The following is a 21,162-nucleotide window of genomic DNA, read 5'->3' as shown; positions in this document are numbered from 1 at the left end:
GCTGTTCAGCGGCGGTAACTTTCACCGATCAGCAGGCAATCCTCCGGAGTGCCCTCGGCGAGTCGTCGATGTACCAGGGAGTGATCCGCGATCGGATAGGCCGGGTCCAGTGTCGAAACAGGCCATGCCACAACGGATGTGGATACCGGGCCGGAGCGTACCGTCGGCGTTTCCATATCCCGGTGTGGGAACAGGCAGCGAGCCACCTCGTCGACCGTGGTGTGCACGTCGCCGGTCGGACTCGTCCACTGCACCCGGTCCGCATCGAGCCGGCGCACCTCCCATCGGTTCCGGTGCTGCACGGTGAGCAGCGCCAAGCGGGAATGATGGGAACACAACGTAAACCGTTGTCTGCTCGGCGAACTCGCGCACACATCGGCATTGCCCGTGCTCCCCTCCGGTACGGGCAAGTCTGTTGTCACGGCGGCCATGACGCAGCCGGGGAATGCGCACAGGCCGTCGATCCGGGCGAAGGATTCGGTCACGGTGACCGATTCGCCCCGTTCGGCGATCCGCCGCGCAAGCTCCGCGTCGATGGGCCCGTAGCCGGCCAGATAGGCGGGCTCCTCGCTGTCCCCGCTCAAGGCTTCGGCGCTGACGCCGACCTGGATCAGCGGGCGGCGAGTCCTGGCACGGCCGCCCGTGCGTGGTGCATCCGACGCGGGTGGCTCGGGAACTGTTGCGGTGCAGCGATTTCCGCGTCCGCAGGCGCAGTCGAGTCGCTCCGCCCCCTCGGCGAGGGCGACGAGCGCGTCGGCGCGGCGTTGCGGCATGGTGCGCGGATCCTCGGGGCACACCTCGTATGCCATGTCCCGCAGGCGCATCGCGACCGTTTCGGCCCCGTCCGCGGGCAGGAGTCCGGCCACGACCGCGGCGCCGTCCTGGACCGCGGTCAGGCGGATATCGCGGCAGTCCTCGCGCTGTTCCCGCCGCCGCTGCTCACCCGTGCCGTCGAGCCGGCTCAACCAGCGACGCGCGGTCTGTCGTAGCCGCGCCGGTGTGGTTCGTGCGGCGGCCTCGACCAGCGGAACTTCCAGATCGGCCAGCAGATCGCCGGACAGTCCGCGGACGTTGTCGACGATCACCTGCACCCGTGACAGATCGATGCGGCCCGAGCCGAACGCCTCCCGAGTATGCGGCAAGGTGTCCAGCGCCAGCCCGATGTCGATCAGCGCGGCCGCGACCTGCTCGGATACCTGGACCGCCATCGAGACCTCCGCCGCGGCGAACTCTCCCGCTCTGATCCCGCCCGGCCCGGGTGCGGCGTTGCCGGCGCGATGCCGCCGATACAACTCCCGCACCGCTCGCACCTCCGCCGCCTGTGCGAAGGCCGCCGCCCCATGTGCCCGTCGCAGCGCATCGACCAGCCCCTCGTCGCTCATCGTCTGAAGCTCTCTGCCATCGAACATGTGTTCGAGTCTATCGTTCGAACGTGTGTTCCACCACCCCCGTATGCAGGCGATTTGGTACGCCGACTCCAGGTGGTGTAACTTCTTTCAAGCACGCGGGGAACACCCCCGAGGTGCGAAAACCTGGGGCTATGGCGCAGCTGGTAGCGCACCACACTGGCAGTGTGGGGGTCAGGGGTTCGAGTCCCCTTAGCTCCACTCATCTGTGGGCCGGGATGGAATTTCCATCCCGGCCCACAGTCGTTTCCGGGGGCTGGAACCTCTACGGCGCCTGTCGATTTCATTCGTTGCGGGCGTTGTGCCCGGCTCTGCTGATCCTCTGTATCGCCGACGACTCCCGCGGTCGCGCGCCGGTTGCTCGGCTGCCTCGGGGTGTGTTGACCGCGCCCGCTCGCCTGCTGTCCCCGGCCAGCTCTCAGCCGCCTCTCGACAGCTTCCGCACCGCTTATAAGTTGCTTACCATTCTTCTCTGAAAACGTAGACAGTCCTGGGAAGAGTTATGTATGTTAATAAACATTCTGTGCTGCCGAGAGGCGAGTCCAGTCGTTGGGCTCGCACTGCTCGCGGCAGCCGCCCTCTCACCGTGGAGACGGACGCTTCGATGACGAACCCCTATGTCCTGATTCAGAATCTGCTCAATCGGCTCGATCTCGGCTCCGCGGGAATCAGCGCCCAGTAGCGGGCGTGTTCGCGCCGGAGTCGCGGGGCGGCTCGAGCATCGGCACGAGATAGTGCCTGGCCAGGGCCGCTACCTGCTCATCGTCGTCGAGGTCGATGACCTGGCTCGGCACCGCCAGATAGGAGGCGGAGATCCGGACCATCAACTCGGCCACCAGATCGACGTCGACCTCCTGCGCTACCTGGCCGGCGCGCTGCTCGCGGCGGAGTTGGTCGGCCACGAACCGGCGCACCATGGCGACGGTGTGTCCCTGATCGCCGATCATCGATCCGACGAGCATGTCGGGTTCGGCGGCGAGCAGGCCGCCGATGATCGGGTTCTCGCGAATCGCCCGCAAGGAGCTGACGAAACCCAGCACGACCCGGTCGGCGGCGGTCCGCGCATGCCGGATGTCGACCAGGAACTGGTCGAACCAGCGCCGGTATTCGCGCACGATCACCTGCTCGACCAGGGCGTCCTTCGTCGCGAACCGGCGGTAGACGGTGATGCGGGAGACGTTCGCCCGCCGGGCCACGTCATCCATCGTCGAGCGGCGAACGCCGAGGGCGCCGAACTGTTCGACCGCCGCGTCGAGGATGCGCGAGCGGATGTCGTCGCCCTCGTCGACACGGTCGACCGCGTCCGTATAGGCGCGTTCGAGTGGTGACGTGCCGTTCCCTGAACCCTTCGAGGGCGGTGATCCAAGCTTCACGGTGTCCTCTCACGCGCGCTTCGTTTCGAAAATCCTGACAACTTCTTGTGATCGCGGCCACGGTGTGGTCTCATCGAGATACTCGGATACAGAGTTTGTATCTCTGTATCTGTTTCTCGATGAAGAGGGACAATAGCATGGACGGACTGGGTCTCAGCAGGCGTGACGCCCTGCGAGCAGGCGGTGGATTACTCGGTGCGGCGGGGGCGCTCGCACTCGGCGCGCGGACGGCGCGCGCGGATCCGTGGACGTGGTCGCCGAACGGTTCCGTGGTCGGCGGCGGCGGCGGGGCGGACCCGCTGACCGTGTGGGATCCGGAGGCCGATCCGGTGATCGCCGACGTCATGGACCACGAGGACATTCCGCGGATCAACAATCTGCTCCGCACCTGGGTGCGTAACGAGCAGCCCATCCCGGACGGGCTGCCGAAGAATATGCGCGACTTCATGGAATACGCGCGGCAGCTGCCGTCCTGGGCGGACGAGGCCAAGATGGCGGCCGGCTTCGAATTCAACAAGAAGCGGGGAACGTATCTGGGCGTGCTCTACGCCTTCGCCAGCGGGATGATGGCGAACGTCATTCCGCACGAGGCGCGCGCGGTCTACTACTCGCGCGGCGGCTCGCACCTGAAGGACCGCATCGCCAAGACCGCGAAATTCGGCTACGACATCGGCACGGTCAACGCCTACCAGCCGGGCGGCGAGATGATCGTGACCTGCGTCAAGACCCGCATCATTCATGCCGCGGTCCGGCATCTGCTGCCACAGTCGCCGCATTGGCCGGCCGAACACATCCCGATCAGCCAGGACGACACGATGGTCACCTGGCACAGCCTCGCCACGACCATCATGCGCACCTTCCGGGCCTGGAATCTGCAGATCCCGCAGGTCGAATCGGAGGGCTACCTGCATACCTGGCAGCTGGCGGGCCACTTCCTCGGCATCCGCGACGAGTACATTCCCGCGACCTGGGAACAGGCCGACGCCCAGGCCGAGCAGCAACTGGACCCGATCATCGAGGCGACGCCGGAGGGGATCGAGCTCGCGCACAACCTCATGGACCTGGGCTTCGACCTCGATCTGACACTGCTCAGCAAGCCCATTCTGGGGGCGTTCACCCGATTCATCCTGGGCGACAAGATCGCCGACGATCTGCGGATCGCGCGCGAACCGGTGTGGGATCCGTTGCTGAAGTTCAGTTGGGGCCCGTTCGTCGCCGTGCGCGAGGGCGTGATGGGCGTGATCCCGCCGACCGCGGACGCGACCTGGCTGTTCGACGAATTCCTGCGGCAGTTCGTGCTGTGGTACATGGCCGAACTGCGGATGCCGCTCAGCATCGAAATCCCGCAGACCAACCGGTGATTCGCCGAGTTCGCGAGCGACAGCGGTACCAGAGGCGAAGGAGAACAGAGATGACAACGAACCCGAATCTCTCGCGAATCCGGCGCGGCGCAACCGGGATATTCGTCGCCGCGACGGTCGCGGTCGGTGGACTCGCCGTGGAACTGGCGGCACAGGGCGGCACCATCGGCCATGCGGCGAAACACCCGGGAACCGTGGAGCGCGTGCCCGTCGACGTGCGGACGACCGATCCGGTCTCGTCGCCGACTTCTCCTGCACCACAACCGGAAAGCGGCCGGCCGGGGGAGTGGACGCCCACGCCGCCGGTGCGGGATTCCGACCGCGATCCGCACGAGCACACCGCCGGGTCATGAGCACCTCACGAGGCGCGGCGGCGGCCTCGGAGACGTTTCCGGCGATCGGAACATCGGTGGCGGTGGTCTGCACCGATGCCCGGGAGCTGGCGCGCGCGGCCGGTCTGGTCCGCGCGCGGCTGGACGAACTCGATCGTGCCGCCTCACGCTTTCGCGCGGATTCCGAACTCGCCGTGATCAATGCGCGCAGCGCCGAGGCGCGCCGGGACCGGTCGGAGCACGTGCGCATCCCGGTCGGCGTGACCCTCGGGTCCTGCCTGCGGGCGGCGATGCGCACCCAGCGCCTGACCTCGGGGCTGGTCTCTGCCTCCCTGGGGGCGGCGCTGATCGCCTGCGGTTACGACGACGACCTGGATGTGGTGCGCGCCCGCGGCGACGTGGGCGCGGCCGTGCTCGATCGGGGCTCGATTCCGTTGCGGCACATGTTTTTCGACGAGCAACAGAGGGAGGTGACGCTGTCCGCGGGAACCGCATTGGATCTGGGCGCGAGTGCGAAGGCGTGGGCGGCGGACACGATCGCCGCCGAGCTGGGCGCGACCGGGCCCGGCGGCTATCTGGTGAATCTGGGCGGCGATATCGCCGTGGCGGGCGCGGTCCCGCCGCAGGGCTGGTCCATCGGCGTGCGGGACTGGAACGACGTCGTGGTGCAGGTCGTCACCTCGACCGGGCAGGCGTTCGCGACCTCGTCGACACGACTGCGCACGTGGACGCGCGGCGGCATCCGCCGGCACCACATCATCGACCCGCGCACCGGCCGGTCCGCCCGGACGCGGTGGGCACAGGTCACCTGCGCGGGACCCGATGCGGTGCAGGCGAATGCGGCCTCGACGGCCGCGATCATCCTCGACGACCAGGCGCCGCGCTGGCTGACCGATCGCGGCGTGCCCGCCTGCCTGATGACGGTCGACCACGAGGTGGTGACGACTCCGGGGTGGCCCGTCCCGGCCGCGGCGCGGAAGCGGCACGTGTCATGACCAGTCCGTGGCTGTGGTACGTCTCGCGCGCCGCCGGTGTGGTCACTCTCGTCCTGCTGACTCTCGTGGCGCTGCTCGGGATGTTCACGGCCGCGCGGGTGCGGCCCCGGCTCGCCGTATCGGCCGTGGCGATGGGACTGCATCGCACACTCGCCCTGGGCCTGATCGTCTTCCTGGCCGCGCACATCGTCACCGCGACGGTCGACACATACGTCGATCTCGGATGGCTGTCGACGGTGGTGCCGTGCACGGCCGGCTACCAGCGGCAGTGGGTCGCGCTGGGCACCCTCGCCGTGGACATCGTCCTGGCGGTGGTCGCGACATCGCTGCTGCGCCACCGGTTGCCGGCTCGGCTGTGGCGTGCGGTGCACCTGCTCGGGTACGCGATGGCGCCGCTGGCGGTCGTCCACGGAATGACGATGTCCTCGGCCGCGGATCCGGCGCTGCTCGCCGTGACCGTCGGCTGCGGTGTGGCGCTGGTGGTCGGCGCCGCGTGGCGGTGGGTCGTTCCCGACGCGGATCGGAATCGCCGCTCGGACATCGCTGCTCAGGAGTGGACGTGACCGGGCTGCCGGACCTGCTGACGGCCGCCGGGTTGCGCGGCCGTGGCGGCGCGAACTTTCCCACCGCCACCAAACTCGAACTCGCGGCCCGCCACCGGGCGGAGTTGATCGTCAATGCGTGTGACGGAGAACTGAATTCGGCCAAGGACGGCTGGGTTGTCGCGCACCATCTCCCCGAAGTGCTCGACGGCGCCCGGCGCATCACAACGCAGCGCGTGCGGGTGGCCGCGCATCGCGGTTCCGAGACGCTGGCCCGTCTGGAGGCGGCCGGCGTGGACACCCTCGCCGTCCCCCGGCGGTACGTGTCGTCGGAGGAGTCGGCGCTGGTCCGGCTGGCGCACGGTGGTCCGGCGCGACCGGTGATGCGGTTCGAGCCCATCACCGTCGGCGGACGGGACCCGCGTGGGCGGCGGCTGGCACCGACGCTGGTACTCAACGTCGAAACGGTGTGGCGGATTCAGCAGATCGCCGAATACGGTCCGGGCTGGTTCCGTTCCTACGGCACGCCCGACGAGCCCGGCCCGCGGTTGGTGACCGTTGCCGACGGCGTCCGCAACCCCGGAGTCCATGCCGCGGAGGCCGGGCTGCCCCTCTCCGAAATCATCGATCGCGCAGGCGGTTTCACCACCGTCCCGCAGGCGCTGTGGGTGAACGGTCTGAGCGGCGGGTTCCTGCCCGCCGAGGCGCGACATACGCTGTGGTCGGGATCAGGCTTGGCGCCGTTCGGAATCGGGACCGGCGTCGGCGCGTTTCGTGTTCTCGCCGTCGGCAGGGAACCGTGGCAGGTGGTGCTGTCCGCGCTGACCTATGCGGCAGGAGAATCCGCCGGCCAGTGCGGCCCGTGCATGTTCGGACTGCCCGCGCTGCGTGACGATCTGAGCGACCTGCTCGAGCGGCGTGCCCCGGCCGAGACCGCCGAGCGTCTCCTCCGCAGGCTCACTCGGGTTCCGGGGCGAGGTGCGTGCCGCTTTCCCGACGGCGTGGCCCGGTTCCTGGCTTCCGCCCTGGATGTGTTCGGCGGATCCCTTCTCGTCGAAAGCCGGGGACACGAACGTTTTTCGGCCCCACAGCAAGGATGAATCGTGTCCCTGACAACTCGAGCCCTCGGCATCACCAGGCCTCCGTCCGGCGTCCTGGCGGTCGATCGCATCGCCTGCACCGGCCACGGCATCTGCGCGCAGGTGCTGCCGGAGCAGATAGTTCTGGACGACTGGGGTTATCCGGTCCTCAGCGACTCCGAACCGGACCCCGCGCTCGCGACCGAGGCGATCGAACTCTGCCCGGCCGCTGCCCTGCGCTGGGTCGGTCCACCGGTATGCTGACGGCCGGATACGTTGGCGCCCAGCACTTTCGAGGCCACAGTTCGGTGCGCACCGTCATCACTGTGGGCGCCGATGTGCCGGACCACCCGCACGGCGAGGCGCAGGTCGCGATGACCGCATCGGTGATGGTGCCGTCGCTGTAGAGCGTGGTGCGCAGGACGGCCTGTGCCGGGTAGCCGCAGGCCTGGCATGTGCCGAAGTAGTTGAGAATTTCGCGCGATCGGACAGCGGCGATATTGCGCCGCCCGGCGGCACCCTTTCATGCTAATCCTTCCGCGCCTCGATGTGCAGGAATTCTCGGTAACTTCGCGCGCACAGCGGGCAGCTCGGTCGGTGCCGCGCAATCTTGTGATCACCGAATATTCGTCGTCCGACGAGTTCGGCCCAACGGCTTCACAAGCCGAGAATTTTCAGTAACATACGGTTCTGCGGGTCCGCGGATGACTGCGGGACTGCGCCCGGCGGGCAAGGGTGCCCGTATCCGGTGTGTGCGGGAGGTGCGTGCACCGGATGTCCGGCCGATGGGTGAAAGGACTTGCGTCGCAATGCTGAAGCGACTCGATCGGCTGTTGAGCTACGAGATGAAGGTGTCCGAATTCCTCGGGACACTCATCATTCTCGCCGTGCCCTACGGCGTCATCGGGGTGATCTGGACCCTGACGCACACCTCGCACCTGAAGCAGATGCACGGCATCGACGTGATCATCTCGTTCCTGGGATCGATCGTGTGCTGGCCCGTGCTCACCTTCTCGAACGTCTGCATGACCTAGTCATGATGGCGTTGGTATGGCTCATCGACATCGTGGTGATCGGTGTCAAGGTCCTCGGTGGGCGAATCGAGGTCAATCCCGTTCTCCGATTCGGCCTGTGGGCAGCTGCGGTGTGTGTGGTGGGCGCCGGGATCGCACTCCTGGGGGCGTTGCTGGTGCTCCTGCAGCACTACTCGGAGAACCTTCCCGGATGATCCGCGCGCGTGAGAAAGGAACACCGCTGTGACGTCGACCCGAGCCTCCGATCGGCCGGACCCGCCGGCTCCGCCCTGGCCGGCCGCCGACGAGGGCGAACTGCAGCGACTCGTCGATGCCGCGGGCAACCTCTGGCGCCGGCATCCGCAACGCTCGCTGGAAACCCTCGGCCGGCAGGTCGCGCTGGGGCGGGAGGCGTTCGTTCAGCTCTTCGTCGCGATGATCCAACGCCGGTTTCCGTACCAGGAATTCATCAAACAGTGCGCCTTCATGGCCAACGTCTCGGCCGCGCCGACGGTGTTCGTGGCCATTCCGATCGCGGTGGTGGTGTCCATCGAGATCGGTGCGCTGGTGAACCAGGTGGGCGCGACGACGTTCATCGGTTCGGTTGCCGCACTGGGGATCATCCGTCAGGGCGCGCCGCTGGTCTCCGCGCTGATGATCGCCGGTGCGGTAGGTTCGGCGATCTGTGCCGATCTCGGATCCCGGACGATCCGCGAGGAGATCGACGCCATGCGGGTGATGGGTGTGGATCCGGTGCGCCGGCTCGTCGCTCCGCGGCTGGCCGCGGCGGTGCTGGTGAGCATATTGCTCTGCGGCTTCATCGTTTTCGTCGGATTCGCGACGGCATACATGTTCAATGTGTACGCCCAATCCGGTACCCCCGGATCGTTCATCGGCTCGTTCGCGTCGTTCGCGGTGGCCGGCGACCTGGTGATCGCCTTGACGAAGGCCGCGATCTTCGGCGCGCTCACGGCGATCATCGCCTGCGACGTGGGTCTACACACCAGCGGCGGCCCGGCCGGAGTCGCGAATTCGGTGAACTCCGCGGTGGTCAGCTCCGCGTTGATGTTGTTCGCCACCAACATCATTCTCACCCAGCTGTCGAATACCTTGCTGCCGACGAAGGTCGCCTGAGATGGCCAGCTCCTACACGCCGCCCGCGGCCCGGCCGCTGCGGGCGGTCGGCAATGCCGTGCTCGTGCCGGTGCACGCGAATCAGCGTCTCGGACATCAGACCATCACCTTCTTCCAGGCGGTGGCCGCGATTCCGTTCGTGGTCAAGCACTATCGGAAGGAACTCGCCAGGCTGACCGCGGATGTGAGCTGGGGCAACGGGTCACTGATCGTGGGTGGCGGCACCATCGGCGTGGTGTTCATCCTGTGCTCGTTCGGCGGCATCATCGTCGGAATGGAGTCGTTCACGGCGTTGAACCTCCTGACCATGAGCCCGCTGACCGGTGCGATCGCCGGTTTCGCGACCACCCGGGAATTGGCGCCCATCCTGGCGACCCTGGCGTTCGCGATCCAATCGGGCTGCCGGTTCACCGCGCAACTCGGCTCGATGCGGATCTCCGAGGAGATCGACGCGCTGGAATCGTGCGCGATCCGGCCGCTGCCGTACCTGGTCAGCACCCGGATGATCGCGGCGACGGTGACGATCGTTCCGCTGTACAGCGTCGGGCTGGCCGCCGCGTACCTGACCACCGAACTCACGGTGCTGTTCCTCGGCGGCACCACCGCGGGGACCTACGACCACTACTTCTTCCAGTTCCTGATCGGGCCGGACGTCTTCTATTCGCTGCTGAAGGTCGTGATCTTCACCCTGCTCGCGACCTTCATCCAGTGCTACTACGGCTACGTCGCCAGCGGCGGGCCGGAGGGGGTCGGGGTGGCGGCCGGGCGGGCGATCAAGATGGTGATCGTCGTGATGGTGTTCGTGAATCTCTTTCTCACCCTGGCTATTTGGGGCATCGACCCCGGTTTCCGGATCTCAGGATAGGTGTCGTTCGTGATTCTCGATCCCAGTGGCCGCGGTGCGACCGCTCGCCGGCTCACGCTGGCCGGTCTCGCGATGCTGCTCGTGGTGGCCGCGCTGCTGTATCTGCTGGCGCTGCGCTACACCGGCTATTTCACCGAGAAAGTTCCTGTCCATGCCGTTCTCACCAGCACGGGAGACGGGCTGCCCAGACATGCCGACGTGAAATTCCGCGGCATGGTCGTCGGCACCGTCGATTCGGTCGAGGTGGTGGCGAAAGGGGAGCGGCAGCGCGCCGATATCGCCTTGAAACCGAATGTCGCCGAGGCGATTCCGGCCAATGTCACCGCCCGTGTCGTCCCCGACAACCTGTTCGGCGTGACCGCGATCGAATTGGTCGACAACGGGCCCGACGCCGTGACACTGCATTCCGGCTCGACCATTGCGCAGGACACCGGCGTCGCGACCATCCAATTGCAGACCACGCTCAACGTCCTGCGCACTGTGCTGAGCAATATTCAGCCCGAGAAGCTGGGCCGGGTGCTGGCGACGCTGTCCGCGGCGCTGGAACCCTCGGCACGGATGCCGGGTTCGACCGTGGAACGGCTCGACACCTGGCTCACCCAGGTGCACGACATTCCCGATATCGGCGACCTGCTCGGTGATCTGGGCCGCGCCGCGACCGCGCTGAGCCAGTCGGCGCCGGAACTGGTGGGAGTGCTGTCGGATTCGGTGACGACGGCTCGCACACTCACCGAGCGCCGCTCGAATCTCGTTGCGTTGCTGACGAATGCGGGCGGCGCCGTCGAATCGGTCAACAACCTGTTCGCGCGGAATCCGGATTCGGGCAAATTCCTCGTCGCCGGTCTGGACGATCTGTTCGGCGGACTGGCCAAGGACCCCGAGGCGATTCCGTTCACCGCCGCCAACCTCAACACCGCGTTGCAGCGGTTGAAAACCACGTTCCACTGGGGCCCGAAGCATCAGATGGTCTGGGCGATGGATGCCTCGCTCACGCCGTTCCAGCAGTACACCGCGAAGGACTGCCCGCACTACGGCGACCAGTACGGTCCGCGCTGTGGTGGTGCGACGGTGCCGAATGTGGCTCCGCCGCAAGAATATCCGCAACAGCAGTTGCCCCGCTGGCTCGACGCGGCCGGACCCCGTCCGACGCCGACGCAGCAGCCGCTGATTCCAGGCCTGCCCGCTCTGCCCGGCGTTCCGGCGCTGCCCGGTCTGCCGAGTCTGCCACTGATTCCCGGTATCACCGCGCCGGCCGCCTACCGCGACACCCCCGCCGATCCGGCGGCTACCCGTCCGGCCGCCCTGCGCGGGCCGGCCGCGGTCGCCGCGGTGGTGGGCGGCACGCCGAATCCGGCGCAGCTTCTCCTGCTGGGGCCGGTGCTCGCCGGTGGCTATCTGACCGTGGGCGAGGCGCCGGAAGGCGGTGTGACGCAATGAAATCGACGAAGGCACTGATCGGTTTCGGCCTCTTCGCGATTGTCGCGCTCGCGCTGACCTCCACCATCTACGGCACCCTGCAACGCACGGTGCCCGGCTCGACCAGCCGGTATTCGGCCGTGTTCTCCGATGTGCTCGGACTGCGGGTCGGTGACGACGTGCGGATGGCGGGCGTGCGCGTCGGCCGGGTCGACAAGATCGACTTCGTCGGCGACTACAAGGCCGGTGTGGAATTCAGCATCCGGAGCACTCAGCATCTGACCACCACGACCAAAGCGATGGTGCGGTACCAGAATCTGATCGGTCAGCGTTACGTCGCGCTGGCGCCGGGGAAGGAAGCGGGCTCGCCGCTGCTCGCGGGCGGGCGCATTCCGCTCGAGCACACCGAGCCGTCGTTCGATGTGTCGGCCCTGCTGTCCGGCTTCGAACCGCTGTTCTCGGTGCTGCAACCCGATCAGGTGAATTCGCTGTCCGAGACGCTGATTCAGGCCTTGCAGGGCAATCAGGTCTCGCTGAGCACCTTGATCACCCAGGCCGCGCAGCTGGCCGGAACCTTCGGGCAGCGCGACAAGATCCTCGGCGACGTGGTCTCGAACCTCAGCAGTGTGATGGCGGGCCTCGCGCATCGCAGCAACGAGCTGGAAACCCTGATCACCCAGACCCGTTCGCTGATGGACGGGCTCTACGCCCAGGGTGAGGCATTGAAGTCGTCTGTCGATCAGGTCGCCGCCTCGACCGATTCGCTGGTCGGGCTGGTCGCCCAGCTCGAGCCCGGTATCGCGGCCGCGCAGAACAAGGCCACCACCGGTGTGGCGCTGCTGCTGCTCAACGGCGCGGCGCTGGACCGGGCGGCGGTGCAATTGCCGAACGTGCTGAACCGGGTGGCCCAGTTCTCGAGTTACGGCGCCTATGGCAACGCCTACTTCTGCGGACTCGACGTCTCGCTGTGGGGTGTCCTGCTGCCGCCGGGCCTGTTCTCCCAGATCGGTGGCAACGCGCATTCGGAGGTGTGCCGGTGAGGGCGAGGTTCTCGCGACCGAGATTGCCGAAGATGTTCGAATTCCTGCGCAACCGGTACCTGCGGCTCGGCCTGATCGCCTCGGCGACCGTGTTGACCCTGCTGCTCGGCTCCAGCGCGCTGACCCAGGCGCGGCTGGGAGACACGACGATTCACGCCGAATTCGCGCAAGCCGCGGGTCTGCGCGCCGGTGCGACCGTCGACGTCTCGGGGATCGAGGTGGGCGCGGTGCGGGCGGTGCGGCTCGACGGCGCCAAGGTGATCGCGGATCTCAAGGTGCGCCGCGATCTGCGGCTGGGACCCGACGCGCGGGCGGCGATCAAGATGTCGACCATCCTCGGGCGGCTGCATGTGGACCTCGTGCCGGGGAACGGAAAAGGCTTGCCGGGCAACCGGATCGCACTCGATCACACCAGCGTGCCCTACAACCTGAGCAAGGTGATCCAGGACCCGCAGTACAAGGCGTCGTTCGAACGGATCGAGCGGATCGACCCGCAGAAGTTGCGGGAGGCGCTCGACACCATGAATCGGCAGATGGGTGATTCGCCGCAGCTGGCGGTGCAGGCGCTCGACAGCATCGGCTCACTGGCCAAGGTGATCAACGACCGCCGCGACGAGGTCGACACCCTGCTGAAGGGGATGGATCAGGTCTCCCAGCTGGTCGCCGACAACCAGAACAGCGTGCTGATGCTGCTGACGCGCGGCGAGGCCATCGGCCAGGCGGTGCAGAAGCGCCGGCAGCTGCTGAAGAACCTGCTCGACAACGTCGCCGCACTGTCGAAGCTGCTGCAGGACATGGGGTTGGAGAACAACAACCAGTTCGGCCCGATGATCCGGGATCTGAACACCATGTCCGAGGGGCTGGAGAAGAACAAGGCCAACCTCGACCGGCTCTACGAGATCATGCCGGTGACCGTGCGGCAGTTCAACAACGTAGTGGGCAACGGACCGTACGGCGATGTGTATGTGCCGTGGGGACTGTTCCCCGACAACTGGATCTGTTTCGCACAGGTCGTTCAGGGGTGCAAGTGATGACACTGCGCGCACTGGCCCGACTCGCCGCGGTGTGCCTGGTCGCCTCCGCCGGCTCGGGCTGCTCGCTGCTGCCGGGTTCGCTCGGCACCGCCACCAACGAGGTGCTCGGCGACACCATGCGCATCAGCGCCGATTTCGACACTGTTGCCGGGCTGTACGCCGGTAACGAGGTCGATGTGCTGGGTGTGCCGGTCGGCACGGTCGACGCGGTGGAGGCCAAGGGCACCTATGTGCAGGTGGTCATGAAGGTCGACAGGAGCGTGAAGCTACCCGCCGATGCCATGGCCGCACTGGTGAATCCGCAGCTGATCACCAACCGCCACGTCGAATTGGCGCCCGCCTACGACGGAACCGGGCCCACCATGGCCGACGGCGCCCATATTCCGTTGCCGCGCACCAGAACACCGGTGGAGCTCGACCGCATCATGCAGACCTTCGACCAGCTGGGGGCGTCGCTGAAGGGTGACAGCGACACCGGCCCGATGGCGAGCCGGGTGTTGTTCCCGTTGCTCGACGGCAACGGCGACAAACTGCGCGAGACGCTGGACGCGCTGTCGGGCGCGTTCGAGACGACGTTCGCCAACAAGGATCAGATCTCCGACACGATCGTCAAACTGAACGACATCACCCAGGTCATCGCCCAGAACGATCAGACCGTGCGGGATTTCAGCGGCCGGCTCACCGAATTGCTGACGTTGATGGGAGATCAGGCGCCCGGCTTGCAGGCGGTGCTCACCCAGCTCGACGATTTCGTCGCCAATACCGCAACCGTGGTGGGGCAGAACAAGGACCAGCTCGCCGGTGCCCTGAGCCGGTTCGTCGCGATCAGCGATCAGATGCGCGCCAATGCCCGCAATCTCACCGAAATCGTCGATGTCGCGCCCCTGATGTTCGAAAACCTGGCCAATGCCACCAGTTACGAACATCAGGCGCTGCGCCTGCACGGCCTGCTCGACAAATCCGTGCTCGACGGTGAAGCGCTGTCGACCTTCTGTGAGCGGGTCATGATGCGCCTCGACGGCTGCCGGACCGGAAGGATCGCCGATATGGGGCCCGATTTCGGACTCACCGCCGCACTGTTGGGGATCAGCGGAAAATGACACGATCACAGCGCAGAACCTTCCGTCGCGGCATCGTTGTCACCGCCGTCGCGACCGCCACCACCCTCGGAATCAGCGGATGCGGGCTGACACTCGAGAATGTGCCGATGCCCAAGCCGGGCATCGGCGGTCCGGGCTACGCCGTGCACGCCGCGTTCACCGATGTGCTGAATCTGCCCGATCACGCCCACGTGCGCATCGGCGGCACCGATATCGGCACCGTCACCGGTATCGAGACCACGAATTTCGTCGCCGATGTGCGGATGCGGATTCGTTCCGACATCGTGCTGCCGCGGGGGACGACGGCGGAATTGCGCCAGGCCACGCCGCTGGGCGATATGTCGGTGGCCATGACGCTGCCGTCCGCGCAGGAGGCGGGCCCGCCGCTGCGCGACGGCGATACCATCGGCGTCGATCACACCGGCACCGCCGCCTCCGTCGAGCAGTTGATGATGTCGGTGGCCATGCTGGTCAACGGCGGCGGTATCAACCAGGCCGCGCAGATCACCACGCAGATGAATTCGATGTTCGCCGGGCGGGGACCGCAATTGGCGCATCTGCTGAGCGAGATGACCAGCGTGATCGCCGCGCTCAATCAGCGCACCGGCGATATCGATGCCACACTCCAGGGTTTGACTACGCTCTCCGGTGAATTGGCCAGGCGCAAAAAGGAACTCGGCGCGGCGGCCGATACCTTCCCGCAACTGCTCGGGCTGGTGAACGAGAACAACCAGCGCATCGTGGATCTCACCACCAAGGTGTCGACCACCATGGCGGCGCTGGGCGATTTCACCGACACCACCAGTCCGCAGTTCCTGAGCCTGTTCGACAGCATTCAGAAACTCATGTCGGGCTTCACGGAAATGGGCGGCAATCTCACCGAGGCACTCGACGGGCTCAACGACATCTATCCGCCGCTGATGGCCAGCCTGCGGGGTTCCGGACTGGCCGTCATGCCGGTGGTGTCGTATCTGAGTATCGGTGCGCTCAGCGATCCGCACGGCAGCCGGTGGCCCGAAATCGGTGACGTTCCGGCCTTCGCCGGCAGTTTGGCGCAGGTATTCGAGAAAGTGTTCGGCCGGGTGATCAGTCCGCCGCAGCCGGTACCGGGTGCGGCGCAGCCGGAAGCACCCGGCGCGCCGGCCGACCCTTCCCAGCAGGGTGGTGAGCGATGAATACACCGCTGTGGAATTGGGTGGTGCGCCGGCGCATCGCTCTGGCCAACCTCAGCCTGATCGTGGTGCTGGTGATCGGCTCCGGATATCTGGCCCGATATGTGCTGCGGTTCAACCCCTTTCCGCACACGTTCACCGTCACCGTGCAGCTGGTGACCTCGGGCGGCATCCTCCCGGGCAACGACGTGACCTTCCGCGGCACCCGGGTCGGCAAGGTCGCCGATGTGCGGGTTTCCGGTGACGGAATCGACGCGATCGCCGAAATCGACGACAGCGCGAAGATTCCGGTGGGCGGCGTGGTGCACGTCGGCCGGTTGTCCGCGGCGGGCGAGCAGTACCTGGACTTCCGGCCCGACGCCGATACCGGTCCGTACCTGTCCGACGGCGCCGTCGTGGAACGCGCGCGCACCAGCGTGCCGATTCCGGTGCAGAATCTGCTGACCGACCTGAGCGGCTTCATCGGCGGGATGAATCCGGACCGGCTCACCGTCATCGTCGACGAGCTGGACACGGCGCTGGGCGGGGGCCCGGATCGGTTGCGCACCATGATCTCCGGGATCAGCCGTGCGATGGCGGGGCTGTCGGATCTGCTGCCGCAGACCCAGCAGCTGCTCGAGAACCTGCGGGTGATCGCGGAGACCACCTCGCATGCCCAGCCCGACCTGAGCACCCTCACCGCGGCGGGCAGCGCGCTGTTCCAGCAGGCCACCGCCGCCGACAACGAAATTCGAAAATTCCTCGATCAGGCCCCGGGTGAGCTGGTGACGCTCGGCGACGTGGTGGCGAAGAATCAGGATCCGCTGACCGATCTGGTCACCAATTTCGTCGCCATCACCAAGGCCGCGAAACTGCGTCAGCCGGCGATCGAAGCGCTGTTTCCCGCACTGCGCCAAGGCATTCAAGCGCTCGGGGTGCCCGCCCACGACGGCGCGTATCACACACTCGCCGACTTCTGGCCGCGTCCGACCTGTGACTACGACACGATTCCGGTCACTCCGACCAAGATCATGACCGACACCCGGGTGCGGCTGTACAACTACTGCCTCACCGCCGATCCCGCACTGCAGGTGCGCGGTTCGGCGAATGCGCCGCGGCCGAATGTCCCCGACAACGGATCCGGGCCGCCGCCGGGCGTCACCGGCAACGAACTGTCGCGGCCCGTCCCGCCCGGCCCCATACCCGACAACTAGGAGCGAATGTCGATGAGCGACAAGGAAAACGGATGCGCCGAGGAGCGCGGACCCACGACCGAGGCCGTCGACGAGCCGGAGACGGCCGCGACGTCCGAGCGGGCCGGATCGGATGCGGCGGGGACATCCGATACCACCGGCTCACAGCCCGGTGCGGCGAAGCCGGTGGAAACGACACCCGTGGCGAAGGTTTCCTTGCCGGCACGCCTGCGTCCGGCTGCCGGGGGACGCGGCGTGCGGATCGGCCTGCGGGCGGCGGTGGCCGTGGTGCTGGGCGCCGCGATCGGCACCAGCATCTACTTCTACCTGCAGAACAAGGATCACGAGGAGGTGCTGGAGGCACAGGCGCAGGCCCGCCAGGCCGCCTGCGCCTACGGTCCCGTGGTCTCGACCTACGATTCGAAACACCTCGACCAGTACGTCCGCGATGTGCTGGCCGGCGCTTCCGGTGAGTGGAAGAAGCAGTTCGAATCCAACAGCAAGGACCTCAGCGACGTCCTGGCCAAGGGGGAGGTCGTCGCGAAGTCGACCGATGTGCAGTGCGCGATCCGCTCCGGGGACAAGAATTCCGCGGAGGCGATCGTGGTGATCGGCCAGACCATCACCAGCCTGGGCACCCAGGGCAAACCGGAACCGGGACAGCTGTCGACGGTGATGCGACTGCAGAAGCAGGGCGACCGCTGGCTGGTCGACAAGATCAGCACGCCGCTGACTCCGCTGCCGCAGCCCTAGCGTTCTGCGCGAAACAGATTGGCAGACAGTGTGAGTCGCGCTCAGGACGGTCGCGCGAGGGCGACGGCGCCGGCCACGCACAATCCCGAGCGGGTGATTCGCCGCCGGCCCAAGAACCGCCGGGCGCAGATCGCCTCCGCCTCGGCGGCGGCCTTCGGATCGCTCGGCTATCACGGCGTGAGCTTGGACGATATCGCCGCCCGGCTGGGGATTTCCTCGGCCGCGCTGTACCGGCACTACCCGAGCAAATACGCGCTGTTCCGCGAGGAACTGCTGCGCTTGTCCGCGGCCGCGGTCACGGCGGTGACGCTGCCCGCGGAGGTGCTGGGCCACGACGCCGAAACGTTGTTCGGACGGCTTGCCGCGCGATAGACGTGACATCGGATGAATTTGCCGAAACTTAGTAGACAGAAGTACTGGGTATACCGCGGGTCGACCGGTTGATCATATGAGAATTGCTAGTAACATAGTGAGCGCCGGGCCGACCCCGAGGAGGGGCCGAGGGAGTGTCGCCGTGGCAGAGGGAGAAATCCGCGAGAGCGCCGGTTACCGCGCGTCGGTGGCTGTCGCGTCGGCTCCGAAACGAGCCGGTCGGCCGGGTGGGCCCCTCGGTCTCCCGTGTCGCATGGTGTCGCCGATCCCGGCGGCACCGCCCGCGCCCGGAGCGCGGGGCCCGGCGCATCTCCGGTCGCGCCGGCGAAACGTTCCGAGAGAGGACTCGCATGACAACGGCAACGCATGTCGCGCAGACGCCGCCGCGGACCTTGGCGCAGACGCGCATTCACATTCCGGACTTCCATCGCTCACCGCGCAAGCGCCCCGCGCAACTGCCCGACGCCCTGGACTTCTGGATGTTCGCCGGCGCCGCGGCCAACGTCGCGATGCAGTTCGCGCACCCCGCGGTGGCGGCCGGTGTCATGGAGAGCACCGTGGAATCCGGTGCGCTCATGGTGCATCCGTGGAAGCGGCTGCGCACCACGGCTTCGTATCTGGCCGTGGCGATTCTCGGGACGCCCGAGGAGAAGAAGGAATTCCGGGAGGCGGTGAACGTCGCGCATCGGCAGGTGCGGTCCCAGCCCGGCGCGAAGGTGAAGTACAACGCCTTCGACCGGAATCTGCAGCTGTATGTCGCGGCCTGTATCTACATCGGCTTCGAGGACTCCCACCAGCTGATCAACGGCAAGATGTCACCGGAGGAACTCGAGGCGTTCTATCAGGGCGCGGACACCTTCGGCACCACGCTGCAGGTGCATCCCGACATGTGGCCGAAGACGCGCGCCGACTTCGACGAGTACTGGGTCGAGGCCTGCCGTCAGGTGATCGTCGACGACGCCTTCCGGGCGTATATCGGTGACCTGCTGCATCTTCGGATGATCCACTGGTCCATGCGATTGCTCTTCGGCGGCCTGCTGCGCTTCCTCACCGCCGGATTCCTGCCTCCGCATTTCCGCGAGCAGATGGGCGTGCGGTGGAGTGCGGCCGATCAGCGCCGATTCGAGCATCTGTTCCTCTTCGTGGGATTCGTGAACCGCTTCATCCCCAAGTTCATTCGGTTCTCCGGGACGAAGATGATGATGCGGGATGTACAGCGGCGGATCCGTAAGCAGAAGGCTCTCGTCTGAATTCATCTGCGCAGCACAGCAACCGCCGACCGTGAGGCGTGCGGTGGAGGATGTCGACCCGCCCGGCTCCGCTATGGCAATCCGGGCTCGCCGCAGGGCGGACGGGAACCTGGAATCCCCCGGCGGAGCGAGCCCGGACAGACGGTCCGGTCGATCACACCCACGAGCTCGGCCGGCCGTCGGGAAATGCGGCCGGTCGCGCTGGGTGCTGTGTGATAGCGCACTAATAGTTTGTGTACTAACTATTAGCGCGCTAATCTGGCCTCGACACGAGGAGGTGGGCATGACGACCGACGTCGAGGATCCGTTGCGGCTGGACCGGCAGGTGTGTTTCGCCCTGGCCGTCGCGAATCGATCGGTGCTGACGGTGTATCGCCCGCTGCTCGAGCCCTTGGGGCTGACCCATCCGCAGTATCTGGTGATGCTGGCGCTGTGGGGTGAGGCCCCGATGTCGGTGAAGGCGATCGCCGAGGCGATCCAACTCGATTCCGCCACGCTGTCTCCGCTACTCAAGCGGCTCGAAGCGGCCGGCCTCATCACCCGCCACCGTGATCCGCGCGACGAACGCACACTGCTGATCGACCTGACCGAGGACGGGTGGGCGCTGCGCCGCCGGGCCGAGCAGATCCCGCCGGCGGTCGTGCGGCGGCTGGGTGTGAGCCTGGCCGATCTGGAGGAACTGCGCGAGGTGCTGACCCGCGTCAACGAGGCCGCCCGGCGAGCCGCGCTCGCCGATACCCAGGGAGCTACCGATGAGTGAGCAGAAGCCGAATCCGGTTCAGCGCGTGCGCTATATCTGCGGGGCCACCCTGCCGCCCTCGATGCAGCAGTGGGTCCTTCGCGATCTGACCGGCCCGGGCGCCGCGCGTCGCTACCTGGTGCGGTTCCTGGTCCCGATCATCCCCGTGCTGTGCCTTTTTCTCCTGGTCCCGGGCCCGCTGTGGATCGGACTGTCGATGGCTGCGCTGCTGTACGTCCCGCTGGTCTACTTCACCATCGCGCTGATGTACGTGTACCGGCGTCATCGCCTGCTCAAGCACGGGCTCGATCCCGAACTGGCCGACGTCGCCGAACGGCAGCGCGCGGCCGCCGAACGCGAGCAGTACGAACTACGGCACGGGCGCGGCTGACCGTTGCGGTCGCGGAATGTGTGCCCGCCGAACCGATTCCGCGCCGTGACCCGAGTGACCGGTCCGGCTCGTCGCGCCCGCGGTCGGTTATCGGGGGTGTACTGTAAGTGCTGTCGGTAATCGCACAGTGCGCTGTGCGCGCGAGCGGTGCGGCCGATTCGCTGGCCCGACGGGCCGTCGATGGTGAGAATCTGAAGGACATCCGATATGAGTGAGCAGCCGAATCTGTTCAGCCACAGTCCGGTACCCATCGAGACGCCGGCACCTGCCGGCGGGGTGGCGCATCGTCCGCTGTTTCGCAGTGCGAGTTCCCCGGCCGGACCCGAGGGCGGGGAGGCGCCCGCCGACGAGATAGCCCGGTAGTCCACGTGGCGCCCGTAGCCGGTGAGTCAGGGATCTCGGACACGATCCGGCAACGGGCGCGCCCGTGAATACCGGCGGCGATCGCGGTGAACGGGCGGTGACACGCGGTCGCGGCGGGAATTGATACGAAACCTATACCCGCCGCGACCGTATCGTTAGCAAATCATCATCGAATTGTCTATTTTCGCTCTTACCGGGTGATCAGCTGCTGAAAGAGGGCTTTCGTGCTCCGGTAGTGTCGGTCCCGCAATCATTCGGCT

General features: G+C 66.8%; 23 protein-coding genes, 1 tRNA gene and 1 pseudogene. 23 read left to right on the top strand and 2 right to left on the bottom strand.

The window, feature by feature from the left end; all coding sequences use genetic code 11:
• Positions 1-5: 5 nt before the first annotated feature.
• Positions 6-1,409, bottom strand: coding sequence for a DUF222 domain-containing protein (locus NA3_RS10285; protein ID WP_084491420.1), 1,404 nt, complete (start codon positions 1,407-1,409; stop codon positions 6-8).
• A 125-nt stretch (positions 1,410-1,534) separates the two neighbouring features.
• On the opposite strand from NA3_RS10285, the gene NA3_RS10280 reads away from it, so the two are divergent.
• A tRNA-Ala gene (locus NA3_RS10280) sits at positions 1,535-1,607 on the top strand.
• A 467-nt stretch (positions 1,608-2,074) separates the two neighbouring features.
• Here the strand turns inward: NA3_RS10280 and NA3_RS10275 are convergent.
• A complete protein-coding gene (locus NA3_RS10275) occupies positions 2,075-2,779 on the bottom strand; it encodes a TetR/AcrR family transcriptional regulator (RefSeq protein ID WP_062963306.1) in 705 nt (234 codons plus the stop codon).
• 137 nt (positions 2,780-2,916) lie between these two features.
• On the opposite strand from NA3_RS10275, the gene NA3_RS10270 reads away from it, so the two are divergent.
• The 22 genes and pseudogenes from NA3_RS10270 (at position 2,917) to NA3_RS36800 (ending at position 20,902) form a co-directional block, all read left to right on the top strand.
• On the top strand, positions 2,917-4,140 hold the full coding sequence (locus tag NA3_RS10270) for an oxygenase MpaB family protein (protein WP_062963305.1): 1,224 nt from the start codon (positions 2,917-2,919) through the stop codon (positions 4,138-4,140).
• A gap of 50 nt (positions 4,141-4,190) precedes the next feature.
• The gene (locus tag NA3_RS10265; protein ID WP_062963304.1) at positions 4,191-4,493 is read left to right on the top strand and encodes a hypothetical protein; all 303 of its coding nucleotides are present in this window, start codon (positions 4,191-4,193) and stop codon (positions 4,491-4,493) included.
• Positions 4,490-5,467, top strand: a complete 978-nt coding sequence (locus tag NA3_RS10260; RefSeq protein ID WP_062963303.1) for an FAD:protein FMN transferase — start codon at positions 4,490-4,492, stop codon at positions 5,465-5,467. Before NA3_RS10265 ends, NA3_RS10260 begins: the two co-directional genes overlap by 4 nt.
• Positions 5,464-6,030 carry a ferric reductase-like transmembrane domain-containing protein gene (locus NA3_RS10255; protein ID WP_062963596.1) on the top strand — a complete coding sequence of 189 codons (567 nt, stop codon included), beginning with the start codon at positions 5,464-5,466 and terminating at the stop codon, positions 6,028-6,030. Before NA3_RS10260 ends, NA3_RS10255 begins: the two co-directional genes overlap by 4 nt.
• Positions 6,027-7,109 (top strand): NADH-ubiquinone oxidoreductase-F iron-sulfur binding region domain-containing protein, encoded by a 1,083-nt coding sequence (locus NA3_RS10250; protein WP_062963595.1) that lies wholly within the window; start codon positions 6,027-6,029, stop codon positions 7,107-7,109. The genes NA3_RS10255 and NA3_RS10250 overlap by 4 nt, the downstream gene beginning before the upstream one ends.
• 3 nt (positions 7,110-7,112) lie before the next feature.
• The gene (locus NA3_RS10245) at positions 7,113-7,352 is read left to right on the top strand and encodes a ferredoxin (protein ID WP_062963302.1); all 240 of its coding nucleotides are present in this window, start codon (positions 7,113-7,115) and stop codon (positions 7,350-7,352) included.
• A gap of 545 nt (positions 7,353-7,897) precedes the next feature.
• Positions 7,898-8,122 carry a hypothetical protein gene (locus NA3_RS10240; protein ID WP_062963301.1) on the top strand — a complete coding sequence of 75 codons (225 nt, stop codon included), beginning with the start codon at positions 7,898-7,900 and terminating at the stop codon, positions 8,120-8,122.
• 2 nt (positions 8,123-8,124) lie between these two features.
• Positions 8,125-8,316 carry a hypothetical protein gene (locus NA3_RS10235; protein ID WP_062963300.1) on the top strand — a complete coding sequence of 64 codons (192 nt, stop codon included), beginning with the start codon at positions 8,125-8,127 and terminating at the stop codon, positions 8,314-8,316.
• A 100-nt stretch (positions 8,317-8,416) separates the two neighbouring features.
• Positions 8,417-9,235 (top strand): MlaE family ABC transporter permease, encoded by an 819-nt coding sequence (locus NA3_RS10230; protein WP_062963594.1) that lies wholly within the window; start codon positions 8,417-8,419, stop codon positions 9,233-9,235.
• 1 nt (position 9,236) lies between these two features.
• Positions 9,237-10,100, top strand: a complete 864-nt coding sequence (locus NA3_RS10225) for an ABC transporter permease (RefSeq protein ID WP_062963299.1) — start codon at positions 9,237-9,239, stop codon at positions 10,098-10,100.
• A 9-nt stretch (positions 10,101-10,109) separates the two neighbouring features.
• Positions 10,110-11,537 (top strand): MlaD family protein, encoded by a 1,428-nt coding sequence (locus tag NA3_RS10220; RefSeq protein ID WP_062963593.1) that lies wholly within the window; start codon positions 10,110-10,112, stop codon positions 11,535-11,537.
• Positions 11,534-12,556 carry an MlaD family protein gene (locus NA3_RS10215; RefSeq protein WP_062963298.1) on the top strand — a complete coding sequence of 341 codons (1,023 nt, stop codon included), beginning with the start codon at positions 11,534-11,536 and terminating at the stop codon, positions 12,554-12,556. The genes NA3_RS10220 and NA3_RS10215 overlap by 4 nt, the downstream gene beginning before the upstream one ends.
• A 32-nt stretch (positions 12,557-12,588) precedes the next feature.
• Positions 12,589-13,587: an MCE family protein gene (locus tag NA3_RS10210; protein ID WP_062963297.1), complete on the top strand. Its 999-nt coding sequence runs from the start codon at positions 12,589-12,591 to the stop codon at positions 13,585-13,587.
• Positions 13,587-14,690 carry an MCE family protein gene (locus NA3_RS10205; protein WP_062963296.1) on the top strand — a complete coding sequence of 368 codons (1,104 nt, stop codon included), beginning with the start codon at positions 13,587-13,589 and terminating at the stop codon, positions 14,688-14,690. Before NA3_RS10210 ends, NA3_RS10205 begins: the two co-directional genes overlap by 1 nt.
• The gene (locus tag NA3_RS10200; RefSeq protein WP_062963295.1) at positions 14,687-15,865 is read left to right on the top strand and encodes an MCE family protein; all 1,179 of its coding nucleotides are present in this window, start codon (positions 14,687-14,689) and stop codon (positions 15,863-15,865) included. Before NA3_RS10205 ends, NA3_RS10200 begins: the two co-directional genes overlap by 4 nt.
• Entirely contained in the window at positions 15,862-17,055 is a 1,194-nt protein-coding gene (locus tag NA3_RS10195) for an MCE family protein (protein WP_062963294.1), read from the top strand. The genes NA3_RS10200 and NA3_RS10195 overlap by 4 nt, the downstream gene beginning before the upstream one ends.
• A gap of 12 nt (positions 17,056-17,067) precedes the next feature.
• Positions 17,068-17,787: an Rv1363c family protein gene (locus tag NA3_RS10190; protein WP_062963592.1), complete on the top strand. Its 720-nt coding sequence runs from the start codon at positions 17,068-17,070 to the stop codon at positions 17,785-17,787.
• A gap of 30 nt (positions 17,788-17,817) precedes the next feature.
• Positions 17,818-18,117: pseudogene (locus NA3_RS10185) on the top strand (TetR/AcrR family transcriptional regulator); the annotation flags it as partial.
• A 392-nt stretch (positions 18,118-18,509) separates the two neighbouring features.
• Positions 18,510-19,409 carry an oxygenase MpaB family protein gene (locus NA3_RS10180; protein WP_062963292.1) on the top strand — a complete coding sequence of 300 codons (900 nt, stop codon included), beginning with the start codon at positions 18,510-18,512 and terminating at the stop codon, positions 19,407-19,409.
• Positions 19,410-19,692: 283 nt separating this feature from the next.
• Positions 19,693-20,169 carry a MarR family winged helix-turn-helix transcriptional regulator gene (locus NA3_RS10175; RefSeq protein ID WP_062963291.1) on the top strand — a complete coding sequence of 159 codons (477 nt, stop codon included), beginning with the start codon at positions 19,693-19,695 and terminating at the stop codon, positions 20,167-20,169.
• Positions 20,162-20,539, top strand: coding sequence for a DUF5313 family protein (locus NA3_RS10170; RefSeq protein WP_062963290.1), 378 nt, complete (start codon positions 20,162-20,164; stop codon positions 20,537-20,539). Before NA3_RS10175 ends, NA3_RS10170 begins: the two co-directional genes overlap by 8 nt.
• Before the next feature lie 207 nt (positions 20,540-20,746).
• Positions 20,747-20,902, top strand: a complete 156-nt coding sequence (locus NA3_RS36800; protein ID WP_157126543.1) for a hypothetical protein — start codon at positions 20,747-20,749, stop codon at positions 20,900-20,902.
• The last annotated feature ends 260 nt before the right edge of the window (positions 20,903-21,162 follow it).

It is taken from the genome of Nocardia africana NBRC 100379 (assembly GCF_001612635.1).
GTDB lineage: Bacteria > Actinomycetota > Actinomycetes > Mycobacteriales > Mycobacteriaceae > Nocardia > Nocardia africana.
This window is presented reverse-complemented; position numbering and strand designations above follow the sequence as displayed.